Here is a 17,286-nt window from a genome sequence, read left to right on the forward strand (position 1 = left end):
CCCGCAGGCGAATTATAGCGGGGTTTGCTGCAATGCGCAATGGCCTTGCAGCAGATCTGTAATCAGGCTGCCGCCAGGCGCCACAGCGACGTGATTTCCTTCGAACGGGCCGCGTGCAGGCTGTCCGTCGCATCCTGCGCGCGCGGGTGCGTGGGTTTGACGTCCAGGCGGTCGATGACTTTCAAGCCCGCTTGCGCTATCCATTCCAGCAATTGCGCGCGCGGGCGCAGACCCAGGTGCTCGGCCAGGTCGGACAGGATCAGCCAGCCTTCGCCATTTGCTTCCAGATGCTCGGCCAGGCCGGCGAGGAAACCGCGCAGCATGCGACTGTCCGGATCGTAGACGGCGTACTCGATCGGCGAGCTGGGGCGAGCCGGCAGCCACGGCGGATTGCACACGACGAGCGGCGCACGTCCCGCAGGGAACAGGTCGGCCTGCACCACGTCGACCTTGTCGTGCAAGTCGAGGCGGGCCAGGTTTTCGCGCGCGCAGGACAGGGCGCGCGGGTCCTGGTCGGTGGCGACGATGCGTTGGACGCCGCGCTGCGCCAGCACGGCGGCCAGCACGCCCGTGCCGGTGCCGATATCGAAGGCCAGGCTGGCGCGCGCGGGCAGTGGCGCTTCCGCCACCAGGCCCACGTACTCGCCGCGGATGGGCGCGAACACGCCGTAATGGGGGTGGATGCGCTGGCCCAGGGCCGGCAGTTCCACGCCCGTGCGGCGCCATTCGTGCGCGCCGATCAGACCCAGCAGCTCGCGCAGCGAGGCGACGAACGGCTCTTCGCCGCGGCCATAGGCTTCATTGCAAGCCAGTTTCACATCCGGTGCGCGGCGCAGCGGAATCGTGTAGTCGGCATCGAAAGGCAGCAGCAGCATGGCCAGGGTGCGGGCGCGCTGCGACTGGGCCTGGCGGTGCAGGTGGAAGGCTTCCGTTGCGGACGGTTCCGGTTTTACGAGCTTGGCGGCCTTGGCTTTTTTGCTGGGCTTGTCGTTCTTGTGGTCGGCGCGCCGCGCCAGCGCCTGCAGCAGCTGGCGCGCGTTCTGGAAGTCGCCGCGCCACAGCATGGCCGTGCCTTCGCAGGCCAGGCGGTAGGCCTGGTCGGCCGTCGTGCGGTCATCGGCGATGACGACGCGCTTGGGTGGCGGCATGCCGCTTTCCGAGCGCCAGCGGGCCGAATGCTCGGCGCCGTTTTCGCTCCAGTGGATCTGCGGATGAACGGTAGGTGAAGAAGTGTCGGACATGGGATTCAATCGATAGAAGGGGGCGCGCGGCATGGTCGCCTGCGCAGGCCGTCTTCCATTATACGTCGCTGGCGGTGCTGTTTGCCGTGTCCGTGCCGTAGGCGAGTGCCAGCGCGCGGGCGCGCGCCTGCTCTTCCTTGTCGGCTTTGGCCGTTGTGTCCGGCTGCACCAGCTTGAGCAAGCGCAAGCTCAGGCTGCCCGCCAGCTCGCCATCCTTGCCGCTGGCGCTGGCGCCATCGGACGCGCCCTGATACAGATTGCTTTGCAATTGCTGGCCCAGCAGCTTGAACAGGTCGTGCAGATTGCCGCCGAAGTGGGTGGCGGGCAACTCCTTGGCGGGCAGGGCGGCGTCATCGGCGGAGCTTGCTTCCTCGGCTGCCTCTTGCGTTTGCTCAAGGACGCCCGCGCTGATGTTCGATTGATATTGCACTTCCACTTCGAAGTCGAAGGTCTGCCCATCGGCCGTGGTGATCTTGCCCTTGCCGATGAAATGCGCGTTTTCATCGAGGCTGAAGGCGGCCGCGCGGCTGCTGCCTTTGGTGTCCGAGACGCTGGCGCTGCCACTGCTGAAGCTGGCTCCCGCCTGCAGGTCGACCGAATCGAAGGCGACAGTGGCGCCGTCGCCGAACAGCTGGCGCGTCATGCTGCTCAGAAAATTTTGCGCCACGTCGATGGTCGCGTTGCCCAGCGCGTCCGTGCGTTGTTCCAGTCCCTTGGCCGACAGATCCAGGCCATTTTTCGACAGGGCCACCACGTCTTGCGTGGTGCGCTGCATCAGGGGCGAAGCGGCCAGCCCCGTGGCGCCGCTGCCCGTGCGGGACGGCTGCTGGCCAGCCAGCGTATTCGAGGCGGGTTGACGGCTGGCAAGGGCGGGAAGCTGGGACATGGTCGGTTCAAATGGGGAAGATATACGAATTAACGGCAAGTTCTTCCCATTCTTTAACCATTAGTGGTGGTGCGACCAGCTACCGTCTGCCGACTCCAGGTAGGACTTGACGGCATCGGCCTGGCCCGTGGCGTGACGCTTGAGTTCGCCGCATGCGCAAATGCCCTGATACGGCTGGATATGCGAGCAGGCGGAGACTTTTTGCAGGAAGACCTGCATGGATTTGTGACATTTTACGCACTTGAAGGTGAGGCTGCGGGCGGCTTTCATGGGTTTCCTTGAACTGTTGCGGGGCGTAGAGGGCATCTACGCGAAGGCGGCGATTTTAACGCACTCCGGCCATCGTTACACGTTGTTGCATCTGCGCCACGCGCACGTCAACTGAATCCGCGCCATGACGTTGAACGTATATAGGAGGTCGTCTGACCGCCATTGAAGAGGTAGCACCATGGACAAGCATGACAAGGAAAAGCCTGTACAGCCCGCCAAGGAGCTGGTCAGGAAGTGGCTGAAAGCGGAATTGGAACAGCGCCGGCCCCCGCCCGACCCGGAGCAGATCCGCCGCGAACTGGGCTGGGACTTGCTCAGGCTGGGACGGGAACCTCTACCGCGCTGACGCCCTTGCCACGCCGTTAGCGCACCGTCACTACGCTCTTGCCGCCGGACCCCGGCTGCACGAGGATGCGGGTGGCGATGCGCTCCGTCATTTCCTGCACGTGCGAGATGACGCCCACCTTGCGACCCATCGCCTGCAAGCCGTCGAGCGCATCCATGGCCACGCGCAGGGTTTCCGTATCGAGGCTGCCGAAGCCCTCGTCGATGAACAGCGATTCCACGCGCACGCGGTTCGAGGACAGCGAGGCCAGGCCCAGCGCCAGGGCCAGCGAGACGAGGAACGATTCGCCGCCCGATAGCGAGTGCACGGAGCGCAGTTCGCCGCCCATGTCCTGGTCGCGCACCATCAGGCCCAGCGACGGATTGTTCGGGTTGTCGATGCGTTCGAGCTGGTAGCGGCGCGCCAGGTGGTTCAGGTGTGCGTTGGCATAGCCGAGCAGCACTTCCAGCGTGAATTGCTGCGCATAGTTGCGAAATTTCTTGCCGTCGGCCGAACCGATCAATTCATTCAGGCTGGCCCAGCGCCGCTCGATGACGGCCTGCGCCTCGATTTGCGCCAGCATCGCTTGCGCGCTGTGGCGCCTGGCGTCGTCCTGCGCGATGGTCAGGCGTAATCGCGTCGCCTCCTGGTTGGCTGCCTGGCGCTCGGCGCCAAGCGCGTCGAGTGCCGAATGCAGCGCGGCTACGTCCATTTCCAGTGCCTGCGGCGGTTGCTGCACATGCGCTTCCAGTTGCTGCCGGCGTTCGGCCAGCACGGACAAGGCCGCCGTGTGGCGGTCGGCGATCACTTGCAGGGCATCGCGCTCGGCGCGCATGGCTTCCGGCGCGATGGACAGGTGCGCGCGCAAGCTGGCGATGTCGGCGGGCGCGTGAGCAGGGTGGGCGTGCTGGAACTGGCGCAGCCAGTCGTGCAGGGATGCCGTGGCGCCGACTTCCTGCTCACGCAAGGCGGCCATGCGCTGCGCCAGCTGCGCGCACGCTTCTTCCAGGCGCGTGCGCTGCTGGCTGGCCGACTGCGCCGCCGTTTGCTGCTGCGTCAGCAGCTCTTTGGCTGCAGCGATGGCGTCTGCCAGGCTGCGTTCCACTTCGGCCACGCTCTGGCCTTGCCATAGCGCGTTGCGCTCCGCTTGCAGTGTCGTGCGCTGTTTGTCGGCGGCGGCAAAGGCGGCGTGGGTCTCCTGCACCGTTTGCTGCGCCTTGCCAGCGGCCAGCAGCGCCGCTTCCAGCTGCGCGGCCAGGGTCGCCAGCGCGTGGCCGCGCTTGTCCTGGTCCGCCTGCTGTTTCAGCCACTGCCGGCTTTCCGTTTCGCGCGCCGCGCGGAAGTCGGCGGGTCCGGCGCGCCAGTTGTCTTTCCAGCCTTCGGCGCCTTCCACGTCGGCAAACGCGGTATCGAGCTGCGCCAGCAAGCCGTCGAGCGCGCCGCGCGACGTTTCTGCCTTGTCCTGGCCGGCCGCCTGCTGCGCCTGCAACTGCGCCAGCCGTGTCTGCGTTTCGGCGACGGCGGCCGTCAGGCGCGCGTGTTCGGTGCCGGCCAGTTCGTGCGCCGCCTGCGCTTGGTCGCGCCGCGCGCTGGCATGGCGCAGCGCCGCCTCCTGTTGCGCCAGCGCCTGCAGGGCTGCCGCATTGGCCGCCAGCTGCTGCGCGAACCAGTCCGCGCGCTGGTGTTCCGGCGGCAGATGCAGGGTGTCGGCATTCGGCTGCCATTGCGCGTGCAAGTTGTCGATGACAGGCGGCAGGGCGGCCAGTTCGGCATCCGTTTGCGCCTGTTCGCGCGCCGTCGCGGCCAGCGCCGCCCTGTGCGTGGCCAGTTGCTCCAGATTGCCGCGCGCCTGTGCGCGGCAAGCCAGGACGTCATCCTGCAAGCTGGCCAGCATCGCCTGCAAGGCGTCGTCGGCGTGGCTGTACGGGTGTTCCAGCGCGCCGCAGACGGGGCAGGGCTGCTCGTCTTGCAAGGTGGCGCGCAGCTGCTCCACGCTGGCCGCGCATGCCGCTTCCGCGCCTTTCAAGGATTTTTCCGCCTGCGCCAGGCGCGCTTCCAGCAGCGCTGTTTGTGCCGCATGCGCCGCCAGCGCCGTGTTTTCCGTGTGCGCGGCCTGCGCCAGTTGCGTAGCCCTGGCTTGCCAATGCGCCAGCGCCTGCTGCTGGCGTGCCAGCTCCGTCCACGTCTTTTCCGCCGTAGTCAACTGGCGTGCATGCTCTTCCAGCTGGCCGCGCTGTTCCTGCAGCAGCTGCCCGTCGATGGCCTGCACGGCGGCCAGCGCCTCGCGCCGCTGCGCATCGTGCTCGGCGAGGGTGGCGGCAGCGGCCGTCAATGCGGCTTGTGCCTCGCGGCCCGCGTTGCCTGCCGCGCGCACCAGTTGCGCCGCTTCGGCTACCTTGGCGTCGGCCGCATCGGCTTGCGCGGCCACCTGGCCGGCCTGGGCGAACAACTGGTCCGACAATTGCCACGACGTGGCCAGCGCCTGCCAGTGCTGGTGCGATGTCAGCCACTGGCGTCCCGTTTCCTGCTCCACCTGCATGGCGTGCTGGCGCTGCTGCAGATCGTGCAAGGTGGCGCGCGCCGTTTCGTTGGCCTGGTCTGCCGCCAGTGCCCCCTCCCTGGCCTGGTGGTGCGCCGGCAAGTGGGCTGCAATGCTGGCATCGAGCGCCTTGGCTTGATCGAGCAGGGGGGCCGCGTCGCGCTGCGCCGCTTCCCTGGCTTGCAAGGCCGCTGTCGCCAGCAGCAATGCTTGCGCCAGTTGCGATTCGCTGGCCACGGCCTGCGCCGCCTGCAGGCGCGACGCTTCCAGCGCGGCGCCGCTGCTGGCGATGTCGTTCGCCAGGCGCGCCACGTCGTCGATCAGGGGCCGCGCCGGCTGCAGCAATTCCCACTGCGCCAGCGCCGCACGGCGCTCTTCGGCAGCGGCGCGCTCAAAGGCGGCGCTATCGAGCGTCTCTTGCGCCGCCGTCACCTGGCTTTGCAGCTTGTGCGTCTCCTGATGCCAGCGCTGCTGCAGTTCCAGCACCGCCTTGCGCAAGTCGATGGTGTGCAGGGTGCTCTCGGCCGCCCCGCTTGACGCCTCGGTCTCGGCGCGTTCTTCCGGCGACAATGGCCGCTGGTCGGCCAGTTTTTCGCCCAGGCGCTCAAGCACCTGCTTTTCCTTCTTCGCCCGCTCGAAGGCGCGCACGGAAATGTCGGTATAGATGCTGCTGCCCGTCAGGGTTTCCAGCAACTCTCCCCGTTCATTGTCTTCCGTCTTGAGGAAGGTGGAAAACTCGTTTTGCGCCAGCAGCACGGCGCGGGTGAATTGGTCGAAGGACAGGCCGATGCGCTTTTCGATTTCTTCCTTGACTTCCGTCTTGGTGCCGCCGATGGGCTGCAGCGCGGGCAGCTGGTGCAAGCTCATGGCGGTCGCCTGCAGCGCCCCTTCGGCCCGGGTGCGCGAGCGGCGCACGCTCCAGCGCGCACGGTAACTCGCGCCATCGTTGCCGACGAAGTCCACTTGCGCGTAACCGTCCGGCGTGCCGCGGCGCAGCAGGGTGCGCGTATCCTGGGCGTTGACGGTTTCCTTACCCACGTCGGGCAGGGCGCTGCCCCGGCCCAGTACTTTCAGCAGGCGTGGCGTGGCGTCGTACAGGGACAGGCACAGGGCGTCGAGCAGGGTGCTCTTGCCCGCGCCCGTGGGGCCGCTGATGGCGAACAGGCCGGAAGACGCCAGCGGCTCCTGCTGGAAGTCGACTTCAAATTCGCCGGCCAGCGAGGCCAGGTTCTTACCGCTGATTTTCAGGATTTTCATGGTTCTTCAGGAGCGAAAAGGTCAGGCGCCGGGCAGCAGCAGTTCGGCCAGGGCCGACAGTTGTTCGGGCGGTGCGGGCCGGCCGTATTTTTGCAGGTACAGGCGGCGGAAGATGTCGTCCGGCTGCAGTTGGCCCAATTGGTCGAGGGTCATGTTCTCGGGCGCGCTGCTGCGCGCGGCGCTCGACGTTTCGATCTTCGCCAGGCGCACATGCTTGCCGTCGAGGGCCGTTTCGATGCGCGTGCGCAGGCCCGGCTCGGGCGCGTCGAGGCGCACGCGCACTTCCAGGAAGGGCTGCGCTTCGGGTGGCGCGGCGGGCACGTCGAGGGCGGCCAGCTGCGCCAGCACCTCGTCTATCGGCGCCGGCGTGGCGGGCACGCGCAAGAGTGGCACGGCGCGCGGCACCTCGATGGCGCGCACCGACTGCAGCGTTTCGCCGTCGATATCGAGGCACAGCACCTGGTGGCGATAGTTCACTTCCGCGAACGACAGGGGTATCGGGCTGCCGCAGTAGCGGATGTGTTCTTGCCCGCCCACGGCCTGCGCCTTGTGCAAATGGCCCAGCGCCGCATAGGCGATGGCGGCGTCAAAAATCCCCGATGGCAGCATCTCGGTGCCGCCGATGACGATGCGGCGCTCGGAATCGTTGGACATTTCGCCACCCACCATGTGGCAATGGCCCATGGCAAGGATGGCTTGCCCCGGCTGGCGGCGCGCCAGCGCCAGGTCCGCCAGCTGGCGGTACAGCAGGGCGATGCCGCCCAGGTAGGCATCCTGGGTATCGCCGGCCGGCAGTTTCGGTACGTCGCCGGGGCGCAGGAAGGGCACGGTCAGGCACCAGGCTTGCACTTGCCCATCGCGGCCGGTGAGCGGCAGCAGCAGGCGCTCCAGGTCAATGTCGCCATCCTCTCCGCGCAACAAATGTCCGATCACGTGCGTGCCGTGCGCGGCCAGCAGGGGGCCGGGCGCTTCCAGCCGTCCGGCCGAATCGTGGTTGCCGGCGACGATGACCAGCTGCAGCGCGGGCAGGCGCGCGCGCGCCTGCTGCAGGAATACATACAACTGTTTTTGCGAGGCTGCCGACGGGTTGGCGTTGTCGAACACGTCGCCGGCGACGAGCAGCACGTCGACCTGTTCGGCCACGAGCGTGTCGAGCAGCCAGTCGAGGAAGCGCTGGTGTTCGTAGCCCCGTTCAAAATTGTGCAGGGTCTGGCCCAGATGCCAGTCGGAAGTGTGCAGCAGGCGCATGGTGTGGCAAGGGTAGGGAAGACAGGCGCCAATATAGCAGGTATGGCGCCAAGCGCCAGCGGCTGGATCAAACCACTGCAGCACCCGCGCGATAAGTGTTCCTGCCATCCTGCTTGGCCTGGTACAGCAGCACGTCGGCCCGCTGCAGCAGCACGGCAGGGGGGATGTCTTCGTCGCGGTAGAAGGCCAGGCCGATGCTGGCGGAAATGCGCACGCTGATGCCATCAAGGTCGAACGGCTGCTGCATGGCGGCGACGATTTTTTCCGCCAGTACGACCGCGTCGTCGGGCCGGGTGATCTGTTCCATGATGATGGTGAATTCGTCGCCGCCCAGGCGGGCGATGATGTCGGTTGCGCGCATGGTCTGCGTCAGGCGCTGGGCGAAGGCGCGCAGCAGGGCGTCGCCGGTGCCGTGGCCATGCGTGTCGTTGACGGGCTTGAAGCGGTCGATATCCATGTACATGACGGCCATCAGGTGCTGCTGCCGGCGGCTCGCGTGCATGGCGTCGCTGAGTTTTTGCTGGAAGCCGGCGCGGTTCGACAATCCCGTCAGCGCATCGACCTGGGCCAGCTGCAGCAAACGCTGTTTTTCGCGCTTTTACACGGTGATATCCTGGCGCATCACGTGAAAGCCCACCACCTGCAGCTTGTCTTCGCCGATCTGCGGAATGTAGATCACTTCCATGCAGCGCTCGATGCCCTCCTTGTCGTCTTCTTCCTCGAAGCTCAGGGTTTCGCCGGCCAGCACTCTTTCGATATACGGCGCCACCGTGCGGTAGCGCGCCTCGCCCACCGTGCCGCGCACGCTCTTGCCCAGTGCCTGCTGGCCCGTCAGGCCGAATTCGCGTTCGTAGGCGATGTTCAGGAAGCGGTAGACCTGGTCGGCGTCGATATACGCGATCATGGCCGGCAAGGTATCGGCGATGGTGCGCAGGCGCGCTTCGCTTTCCAGCAGCGCCACTTCCGATTCGCGCAAGGTGGTGATGTCATCCAGGCTGCCCACGTAGCCTTCGATCCGGCCGTCGATGAGGATGGGGGCAATCTTGACGGAGACCCAGACCAGCCTGCCGTCGCGCTGCAGGCAGCGCAGGGTGGACTGGAACGGCGCATGGCTGCGCGTGAGCTGTTCCAGCGCCACGTGCATCAGCGGATAGTCGGCCGGGTGCAGGGCGCTGGTCCAGCCGGCGCCCAGGGCGGCCGCGCGCGGCAGGCCCGTGATCGATTCGAAGGTGCGGTTGACGTAGGTGCAGCGGCGCTGGCGGTCCAGGCGCACCAGCCCGAGCGGCGAGGCGTCGTTGACGGCGGCCAGCTCGGCCTGTTTCTGGCGCAGTTCCAGCTCCTGCTGGCGGCGCTGCGAGATATCCTCGGCGATGCACAGGATATGTTCGATCTGCTGGCGCTCGTCGAACACGGGCACGGAGACGGCGCGCAAGTAGCGCAGGCTGCCGTCAAGCAGGCGCAGCGGTTTTTCCGTATGGTCGATGACGCCGCGCTCGGCCAGGATGGCGCGGTCGTCCTCGGCGTCGAGCAGGCCGAAGCCGGGCGGGAAGGCCTGGCAATCGGTCTTGCCGATGACGTCGGCGGCCAGGTGGCCGGTGATATCCTCGGCCGCCTTGTTCCACACTTCCATCTGGCCGAAGTTTTCCGGGCGCGCACTTTTCACGTAGACCAGCACGGGCAAATGGTCGATCAGCGACTGCAGGAAGCTGCGGTTGTCCTGCAGCGCCAGTTCGTCCTGCTTGCGCGCGCTGATGTCGCGCGAGGTGACGGCCACGCCGTCGGTAATCGGCACCACCTGGTGGCGCAGCCAGCGCGTGTCGCCCGAGGCCAGTGTCAGCTCGAATTCGTCCTCCAGCGGCTGGCCCGTTTCCATCACCCGCACGAAGCGCTTGAAAAAGCGCTCGCCGCGCAGCAGCGGCACCTGCGACAGCACGCGCTGGCCCAGCAGTTCGGAGCGTGGTTTGCCCAGCATGGCGGCGGCCCGCTCGTTGACGTCGGCGAAGATGAAGTCTTCCACCGGTTTGCCCGGCACCAGGCTGAGACTGTACAGGCGGCGGGCAAGGCGTTGCAGGGATATTGTTATCGCTATCACGGGCGCTTGCAGGCTAGGGTCATAGAAAAGGTGAAGGGCGGCGTGGCGCGCATCATAGCCGAAATATGCTGACCTGCGCGCTGCCTGCCGCCCCAGCGTCTGTTCGTCGTCTGTCGCTGGTCTTATTTTGCGTTAAATCAAGTAGTTGTGGTGCCACGCACGCTAAAAAAAGCACGCCGGCGGCGACACGGGCGGGCGGCGTGGCAGAAAAAGTACAAATGCGCCGCCATCCTCATTAAAATGAGCGCTTCTACCTCCCATATCGAAAGTTGTCATGCAGAGTAAAAAGCCCGACGCGGCAAGACTGGACAAGATCGTGGCCGAAGCGCGCCGCGCCGCCGACCAGCGCGAGAGCGGCTACCGCGAGCGCTCGCTGAAGATGTACCCGTGGGTATGCGGCCGCTGCATGCGCGAGTTTACGCGCGCCAACGTGCAGCAGCTGACGGTGCACCACCGCGACCATAACCACGACAATAATCCGCCCGATGGCAGCAACTGGGAACTGCTGTGCCTGTATTGCCACGACAATGAACACTCGCGCTACCTGGAGGCGGACCGTGGCGCCGGCCTGCTGTCGGCCGAGGTGGCGCCCGCCACGCACAATCCGTTCGCCGCGCTGGCTGGCCTGATCAAGAAAAAGGACTGAGCGGGCCGCGCCGCTTTCCCATGCGCATCCTGCTGACCGAAGACGACCCGCAACTGGGCCGCGCCACGCAGATCGGCCTGGAACAGGGCGGCTACGCCGTCGACTGGGTCACGAGCGCGGAACACGCGCACACGGCCGTGCGCCTGCACGATTATGGCTGCATCCTGCTCGACCTGGGCTTGCCGGGGCAGGATGGCATGCAGGCGCTGGGCGTGCTGCGCGACAATGGCTACAGCGGCGCCGTGCTGGTCGTCACGGCGCGTGACCAGGTGGGCGAGCGCATTGCCGGGCTCGACGCGGGCGCCGACGATTTTTTAGTGAAACCGTTCGACCTGGATGAGCTGGCTGCGCGCATCCGCAGCGCCTGCCGCCGTGCCGCCGGCCGCCTGCGCGCATCCGCAGCGCCTGCCGCCGTGCCGCCGGCCGCCTGCGCGAAAACCTCGTGCACGGCGACCTGGTGCTCGATATCGCGCACCGGCAGGTGACGCAAGGGGGATTGCCCGTGATGTTAACGGTGAAGGAATTTCGCATCCTGCAACTGCTGCTGGAACACGGCGGCCGGGTGCTGAGCCGGGAACAGCTGGAGAAAAACTTGTACAGCTGGGGTGACGAAGTGGAAAGCAATGCCGTGCAAGTGCATATCCACCACCTGCGCAAGAAGCTGGGGCGGGACTTGATCCGCACCGTGCATGCGATCGGTTATTGCATCGACAAGCCCAAGGTAGTTTGACGCAGGCGGCCCGCAGGCCGCCCGCTGGATCAGAAATCGACAGTGGCTGACAGCCACAGACGGCGTCCGTCCAGGCTGTTGACATAGCGGTTGGCGTAGGTTAATGCCGGAGCGCGGTAAGGCTGGTAGTCGATAAAGTCTTTGTTGAACAGGTTGTACACGGCCGCGTTGAGGGTGACGCGCTGGTTCAGCCGGTAGCTGCTGCCCAGGTGCAACATGGTATAGCCCTTGTAGTCGCCCAGCGCGGCCTTGGCGGCGCGTGTGGAAGCCGAGGTACCCGGATCGCGGAAGCGCTCGCTGCGGTACTCGGCGCGCAGCCAGCCGTTCCACTCGCGCGAAATATCCCACGAGAGGCGCGCGTTGACGGCGTGCTTGGGCGTGTCGCTCAGGGGCTTGCCCGCGTTGCTGCCGCTCTTCTGTTCGCTTTCCGTGTAGGTGTAGTTGGCGCTGGCCGACAGCGTCTTGCCCAACGGGAAACGCGTGTTCAGCTCGACGCCGCGTGTGACGGCCTCATCCACGTTGACCGACTGGCCAAACGCATCGACGTTGGGCCAGTTGCCGAAGCTGACGCAGCCGGGACGGTTCGGCGACGGACGGTAATCGCAGTTGACGAGGCCCGTGCCCGTCGTGATCTTGTCCTTGAATGTATTGTTGAACAGGGAACCGCTGGCGGTCCAGCCGGCCAGGTTGTCGAAATACGCGCCGATTTCCGTCGTCGTGCTCGTTTCCGGCTTCAGGTTCGGACTGCCGACGAGGGGGATCGTGCCCTGGCCGCCGAAACCGTTGATACCTGGCGACAATTGTTCCACACGCGGCGTCTTGTAGCCCTTGCTGACGCCGCCCTTGACGGTCCAGCTCGGCGCTGCGTTCCACACGGCATACGCGCGGGGGCTGGTCTGGCCGCCAAAGATGCTGTGATCGTCATAGCGGGCGCCGAAGGTCAGCGCGACGTTGTCCAGCACCTGCCATTCGTCTTCCACGAACAGGGCTTTTTGCGTGAATTCGAATTTCTTTGGCGCCACGCCGTCCGTCATTTCCGCTTTCCACCATTGCGCGCCGATGGTGGCCATGTGTTTGCCCAAAGGCATGACCAATTTGGTGTCGAAGACCTGGCTTTCCACTTCCAAGGTGCGCGCGCTGCCGGCGACGGCGCCCGGCGTACCCGGCGGAATCGTGCGGCCCAGGGTTACCGTCTGGTTCACCATGTAGCTGCTGTCGAGCGTGCCGAAGCCGAAGCGGCCCGTGTGCGACAGGGTCCACTGGTCGCGCTTGTACTTCTGCTCGGGGCCGTAGCCGCCCTGCAAGCCCAAGGTGCCCAGTTGCTTCTTCGAATTGTCGTAGGTCTGGCGGCCCGCGTCCGCGTCGAGGATGACGGTGTGGTAGCGGTTCGGCGTGAAGGCCAGGCGCGCGCCAAAGTTGTCTATGTCCGCACGCACGGGGTTGGCGCCCATGCTGGCGGAAACTTGCTCGCCGGCCGCGTTGGGGACGCGGATGTCGGCCGCGGCGCGGCGCTGCTTGCTGCCGCGCAGGGATAGGCCCAGCAGGTCGGTGGCGAGGGGGCCGCTCAGGTAGTAGCGGCCACTTTTCACGTCGCCAAAGTCCGATTCCTGCTGCAAGGTGTAGTCGGCCGAGACGGAACCCATCCATTGCTTGCCCACCTTGCGCGTGATGATGTTGATCACGCCGCCCATGGCGTCCGAGCCGTACAGGGTCGACATGGGGCCGCGGATGATTTCGATGCGCTCGATGGCGGCCAGCGGCGGCATGAAGCTCGTCTGCGTGCCGCCGAAACCGTTCGGCGTGACATTGCCTGCCGCGTTCTGGCGGCGCCCGTCGATCAGCACCAGGGTGTAGTCGCTGGGCATGCCGCGGATGCTGATGTTCATGCCGCCCGTCTTGTCGCCCGCCGCGCCCACGTCGATGCCTTCCACGCTTTCCAGTGCCTGCGTCAGGTTGCCGAAGCGCTCCTTCGACAGCTCTTCGCGCGTCAGCACCGTGATCGAGGCCGGCGCCTGCCTGATATCCTGTTCGAAACCGGAGGCGGAGACCACTACTTCCGGCAGGCTGGCAGGCGCGCCCGGCTGTGCGTGAGCCGGCAGGCAGGACAGGGCGGCCAAGGCCAGGGCCAGGGTGGTGGGACGCGGCAGGCGCGCGCGGCGGGGGCTGTTGGACATGCAAACTCCTGGAGGGTTGATGAATTATCGGTCTGTATTGTTGAGGTAATGGGAATCGTGAAAGCAATAAGAATCATTTACAATTGCAATCATGGCTACCCAAAAAATATTTCGCTCCGGATCTTGCGCAGAAGTTCTTAAGAGATTCTTAAGGGCTGGCGGCGGCGTGAAAACCTGGTCGCTGCGGCGCACCCTGCTGGCCGTCCTGCTGGGCCTGACCCTGGCCCTGTGGGTGGGCAGCGCCGCCATCGTGTACCTGGAAGCGCGCCGCGAAAGCCAGGAATTGTTCGACCAGTCGCTGATCGAGACGGGCCATCTGCTGCTGTCGCTGGTGGCAAAGGATGCGCGCGAACATGGCTTGACGGGGCCCATCGATGTGCCGCTGCGTGGGCATCCGAATCCCCACCAGTATTTGCTGTTCAAGGTGCGCGACGCGCAGCAGCGCGTCTTGTACCGCAACGACGCGGCGTCCGATATCGCCCTGTCGCGCAGCGCGCCGGACGGTCTTTCCTGGACCAGCATCGCCGGCCAGCGCTGGCGTCTGTTTTCGCTGTGGGATGCGCAGCGCAGCCTGCAACTGCTGGTGGCCGAGCCGACCAGCCACCGCGACGACATCAGCCGCGGCTTCTTTTACCGCATCGCGCTGTTCGGCCTGCTGCTGGTGGCGCTGGCCACCATCGCCATCTGGTGGAGCATCCACCGCGTGTTTCGCGTGCTGCAGGCGTGCGCCGATGAAGTGTCGGCGCGCACGCCCGATGAGCTGGCCGACGTCAGGCTCGCTGGCGCGCCCGCTGAACTGCACCCGCTGCTGCTGGAAATCAACCGTCTGTTCGGCAGAGTGCGGCAAAGCCGCGACAACGAGCAGCGCTTCACGGCCGATGCGGCGCACGAGCTGCGCACACCGCTGGCCGCCATCAAGACCAATTTGCAAGTGCTGCAGCGGGCCCGCAGCGAGGCTGAACGCGAGGAATTCATTGCAGCCCTGGGAGCCAGCGTGGAGCGCGCCACGCGCCTCGTCAACCAGTTGCTGGCGCTGGCGCAGCTGGACCCGCATTCGGGCGCGGCGGCCGATTTGCGCGCGGGAGACCTGGCCCGTTTGCTGGCCGGGCAGGCCTCGCAGTGGCAGGCGCTGGCCGCGCCGTACCGGCTGTCGCTGAGCGTGGTCATGGCGCCGGCGCCCTGCTTGCTGCATGCGGACAGCCTGCAGATGTTGCTGCGTAACCTGGTCGAGAATGCGCTGCGCTACACGCCGGCGCCCGGCTTGGTCGTCATCAGTTGCGGCGTGGAAGCGGGGCGCAGCTACCTGCGCGTGGCCGATACGGGCCCGGGCATCGCCGAGCAATTGCATGAGCGCGTGTTCGAGCGTTTTGTGCGTCTCGTGGGCGTGGACTGCGGGCAGTTGCCCGGCAGCGGCCTGGGCCTGTCCATCGTGCGCAGCATCGCCGAGCGGCATGACGCGCACATCATCCTCGGCACCGGCTTGCAGGGCAGGGGGCTGGCGGTGGAGGTCGTGTTTCCCGCAGCCTAGCGTGGCCAGCGGCCGCGCGATCCGATAGCGATAAAACGCACAAGGCGTGTGCAGAATGCGGTATCTTTCTGTTATGCACAGCCCACACCAGCCCACTCCTTTCGATCCCCCCTCCTTATCGCTGCCCGCCGCGCGCGCCTTGCACCTGGCCGCGCAGGGTTTGCTGCAGGCACGCCGCAAGAAGGCCGCCAAGGCCGACGTGCTGGCCGCCGTGCGGCAGATGGGCGTGCTGCAGATCGACACCATCCATGTGGTGGCGCGCAGCCCTTACCTGGTGCTGTGGAGCCGGCTGGGCGACTATCCGCAGCCGTGGCTGGAGCAATTGCTGGCCGAGGGCGCGCTGTTCGAATACTGGGCGCATGAAGCCTGCTTCGTGCCCATCGAAGACTATGGCCTGTACCGCCACCGCATGCTGGACCCGGCCGCCATGGGCTGGAAATACTCCGTCAAATGGATGGCCGAGCAGGGCGAGGCCGTGGCTGCCGTGCTCGAACATATCCGCGTCAACGGCGCCGCGCGCTCCGCTGATTTCGAGCGCACGGATGGCCAGGCGGGCGGCTGGTGGAGCTGGAAGCCGGAAAAGCGCTCGCTCGAAGTGCTGTTTACCTCGGGCGTGCTGATGATCGCCAAGCGCCACAATTTTCAGCGCTATTACGACCTGGCCGAACGCGTTTTACCCGGCTGGCACGATGGCTTGCTGCCGCCCGAAGAGCAGGTGCGCCGGCGCCTGCTGCTGGCCAGCGTGAAGGCGCTGGGCCTGGCGCGGGCCAGCTGGATCAGCGACTACTTCCGCACCAAACAGTCGCGCGCCAGTCTGGCGCACGATTTGCAGGCACTGGTGGATGAGGGCGCGCTGCTGCGCTGCACGGTCGATGGCTGGATTGACGCCGTCTACGTGCATGCGGAACATGGGCAATTGGCGCGCGACGCGGCCGCCGGCAAGCTGGCGCCCAGCCTGACGACGATACTCTCGCCGTTCGACCCCGTCGTGTGGGACCGGCGCCGCGCCCTGGAATTGTTCGGCTTTGACTACCGGCTCGAATGCTATACGCCTGCTGAAAAACGCCGGTATGGCTATTTTACGCTGCCGATCTTGCGCCGCGGCGCGCTGGTAGGGCGCCTGGACGCCAAGGCGCACCGCGCGCAGGGGCGTTTCGAGATCAAGTCGCTGGCGCTGGAAGAGGGCGTGCGCGTGAGTGCCCGCCTGGTGCAGGACGTGGCCGGCGCCGTGCAGCGGCTGGCGCTCTGGCATGCCTGCCCGGATATTGATATTGCGCAGGCGCAGCCGGCGCTATTTGGCGCGCAGCTGGCCGATGCGCTGCACGACGGCGGCGCTGCCGCAAGGCGGGCCGCATGATGCTGCCGCCGGCTCCTGCCCACCTGCTCGATGCCGATGGCGTGCCATGTTTTGGCCGCTACACGGGGCAATTGAACGCCTTCGACTGGGCCGCGCTGGCGCCGCCGCACGCGCGCGGCGCCCTCTGGCGCTTGTTCCACCACAAGCGCTGGCATTACGTGGCCCTGTCCACGCCGACCCTGTTCTGCGGCGTGGCCATCGTCGACCTGGGCTGGACCAGCACGGCCTTCGCGTATGCCTTCGACCGCCACAAGGGCAAGATCGTGGCGGCCTTTTCGCAGGATGGTATCCCCGGCCTGTGCGCATCGGTGGCGCCGCATGCGGGTGCCAGCAGCCGTTTCCGCTTCTTCTCGCAAGTGATCTCCATCGAGGCGCAGCCACAGCAGCGCTACCGTTTGCGGCTCGATTGCGGCCATTTCGGCATCGATGCGGAATTCGGCCCGCCCGTGGCGCCCACCTTGCTGGCCGTGGGGCCCGTGGGCGAGGGCGGCAGCGTGCATGCCACGCAAAAGTCGGGCGGCCTGCCCCTGTGGGGCACGGTGCGCTGCGGCGCCATGGGCTACAGCTTGGACGACGGTGTGGCCAGCTTCGATTATTCGAACGGCTTGCTGGCGCGCGAGACGGAATGGCGCTGGGCTTCGGCGCACAGCCTGGACCTGGGTTTCAATCTGCAGGCCGGCTATTTCGGCGCGCATGAAAACGCGCTGTGGCTCGATGGCCAGCTTTACGGGCTGGGGCGCGCGCATTTCGACTTCAATCCCGACAACCCGCTGGCGCCGTGGCATGTGTGGACGGACGACGATTTGCTGGACCTGCACTTCAAGCCCGAGGGCGCACGGCGCGAGGATAAAAACCTGTGGCTCGCCGCCAGCCGCTATATCCAGCCCATCGGCACGTTCAGCGGCTGGGTGCGCGCCAGCGCGGAGTCTCCCAAGCGCATCGTGGCGCAGCTGGCGGGGGTGACGGAAAGCCACCGCTCGCGCTGGTAGGCGC

At 66.4% G+C, this 17,286-nt stretch carries 13 protein-coding genes and 1 pseudogene; 6 read left to right on the top strand and 8 right to left on the bottom strand.

What is annotated here, in order from left to right:
• Nucleotides 1-62: 62 nt before the first annotated feature.
• Genes ACQ4WS_RS06725 through ACQ4WS_RS06735 form a run of 3 tightly spaced genes read right to left on the bottom strand, consistent with a single transcriptional unit; the run spans nt 63 to nt 2,397 of the window.
• Nucleotides 63-1,241, bottom strand: coding sequence for a methyltransferase (locus ACQ4WS_RS06725; protein WP_436474787.1), 1,179 nt, complete (start codon nt 1,239-1,241; stop codon nt 63-65).
• 58 nt (nt 1,242-1,299) lie between these two features.
• A complete protein-coding gene (locus ACQ4WS_RS06730; protein ID WP_436474789.1) occupies nt 1,300-2,127 on the bottom strand; it encodes a hypothetical protein in 828 nt (275 codons plus the stop codon).
• Nucleotides 2,128-2,187: 60 nt separating this feature from the next.
• Complete coding sequence (locus ACQ4WS_RS06735; protein WP_092799693.1) at nt 2,188-2,397, bottom strand: hypothetical protein; 210 nt, start codon at nt 2,395-2,397, stop codon at nt 2,188-2,190.
• Nucleotides 2,398-2,575: 178 nt separating this feature from the next.
• On the opposite strand from ACQ4WS_RS06735, the gene ACQ4WS_RS06740 reads away from it, so the two are divergent.
• Nucleotides 2,576-2,743 carry a hypothetical protein gene (locus tag ACQ4WS_RS06740; protein WP_436474791.1) on the top strand — a complete coding sequence of 56 codons (168 nt, stop codon included), beginning with the start codon at nt 2,576-2,578 and terminating at the stop codon, nt 2,741-2,743.
• Between the two features lie 16 nt (nt 2,744-2,759).
• Here ACQ4WS_RS06740 and ACQ4WS_RS06745 read toward each other — a convergent pair whose 3' ends face one another.
• The 4 genes from ACQ4WS_RS06745 to ACQ4WS_RS06760 all read right to left on the bottom strand — a co-directional run bounded on the left by ACQ4WS_RS06745 (nt 2,760) and on the right by ACQ4WS_RS06760 (nt 9,858).
• On the bottom strand, nt 2,760-6,518 hold the full coding sequence (locus ACQ4WS_RS06745) for an AAA family ATPase (RefSeq protein WP_436474792.1): 3,759 nt from the start codon (nt 6,516-6,518) through the stop codon (nt 2,760-2,762).
• A 21-nt stretch (nt 6,519-6,539) separates the two neighbouring features.
• On the bottom strand, nt 6,540-7,766 hold the full coding sequence (locus ACQ4WS_RS06750) for an exonuclease SbcCD subunit D C-terminal domain-containing protein (RefSeq protein WP_436474794.1): 1,227 nt from the start codon (nt 7,764-7,766) through the stop codon (nt 6,540-6,542).
• Between the two features lie 67 nt (nt 7,767-7,833).
• On the bottom strand, nt 7,834-8,346 hold the full coding sequence (locus tag ACQ4WS_RS06755; RefSeq protein WP_436474796.1) for a diguanylate cyclase domain-containing protein: 513 nt from the start codon (nt 8,344-8,346) through the stop codon (nt 7,834-7,836).
• An 18-nt stretch (nt 8,347-8,364) separates the two neighbouring features.
• On the bottom strand, nt 8,365-9,858 hold the full coding sequence (locus ACQ4WS_RS06760) for a PAS domain-containing protein (protein ID WP_436474798.1): 1,494 nt from the start codon (nt 9,856-9,858) through the stop codon (nt 8,365-8,367).
• 274 nt (nt 9,859-10,132) lie between these two features.
• Here ACQ4WS_RS06760 and ACQ4WS_RS06765 point away from each other — a divergent pair, with 274 nt between their 5' ends.
• Together ACQ4WS_RS06765 and ACQ4WS_RS06770 are read left to right on the top strand one after the other, a co-directional pair.
• Entirely contained in the window at nt 10,133-10,504 is a 372-nt protein-coding gene (locus ACQ4WS_RS06765) for a YajD family HNH nuclease (protein WP_034755042.1), read from the top strand.
• A gap of 20 nt (nt 10,505-10,524) precedes the next feature.
• Nucleotides 10,525-11,234 (top strand): annotated as a pseudogene (locus tag ACQ4WS_RS06770) (response regulator).
• 29 nt (nt 11,235-11,263) lie between these two features.
• Here the strand turns inward: ACQ4WS_RS06770 and ACQ4WS_RS06775 are convergent.
• A complete protein-coding gene (locus tag ACQ4WS_RS06775) occupies nt 11,264-13,408 on the bottom strand; it encodes a TonB-dependent receptor domain-containing protein (RefSeq protein ID WP_436474800.1) in 2,145 nt (714 codons plus the stop codon).
• Between the two features lie 166 nt (nt 13,409-13,574).
• On the opposite strand from ACQ4WS_RS06775, the gene ACQ4WS_RS06780 reads away from it, so the two are divergent.
• From ACQ4WS_RS06780 to ACQ4WS_RS06790, 3 genes are all read left to right on the top strand, one after another.
• Nucleotides 13,575-14,936, top strand: a complete 1,362-nt coding sequence (locus ACQ4WS_RS06780; protein ID WP_436474802.1) for a sensor histidine kinase — start codon at nt 13,575-13,577, stop codon at nt 14,934-14,936.
• A gap of 73 nt (nt 14,937-15,009) precedes the next feature.
• Nucleotides 15,010-16,293 carry a winged helix-turn-helix domain-containing protein gene (locus ACQ4WS_RS06785; RefSeq protein ID WP_436474804.1) on the top strand — a complete coding sequence of 428 codons (1,284 nt, stop codon included), beginning with the start codon at nt 15,010-15,012 and terminating at the stop codon, nt 16,291-16,293.
• Nucleotides 16,290-17,282: a DUF2804 domain-containing protein gene (locus tag ACQ4WS_RS06790; protein ID WP_436474806.1), complete on the top strand. Its 993-nt coding sequence runs from the start codon at nt 16,290-16,292 to the stop codon at nt 17,280-17,282. The genes ACQ4WS_RS06785 and ACQ4WS_RS06790 overlap by 4 nt, the downstream gene beginning before the upstream one ends.
• Nucleotides 17,283-17,286 lie beyond the last annotated feature (4 nt).

This window comes from Janthinobacterium leeuwenhoeki, assembly GCF_051380795.1.
In the GTDB taxonomy this organism is placed as follows: domain Bacteria; phylum Pseudomonadota; class Gammaproteobacteria; order Burkholderiales; family Burkholderiaceae_D; genus Janthinobacterium.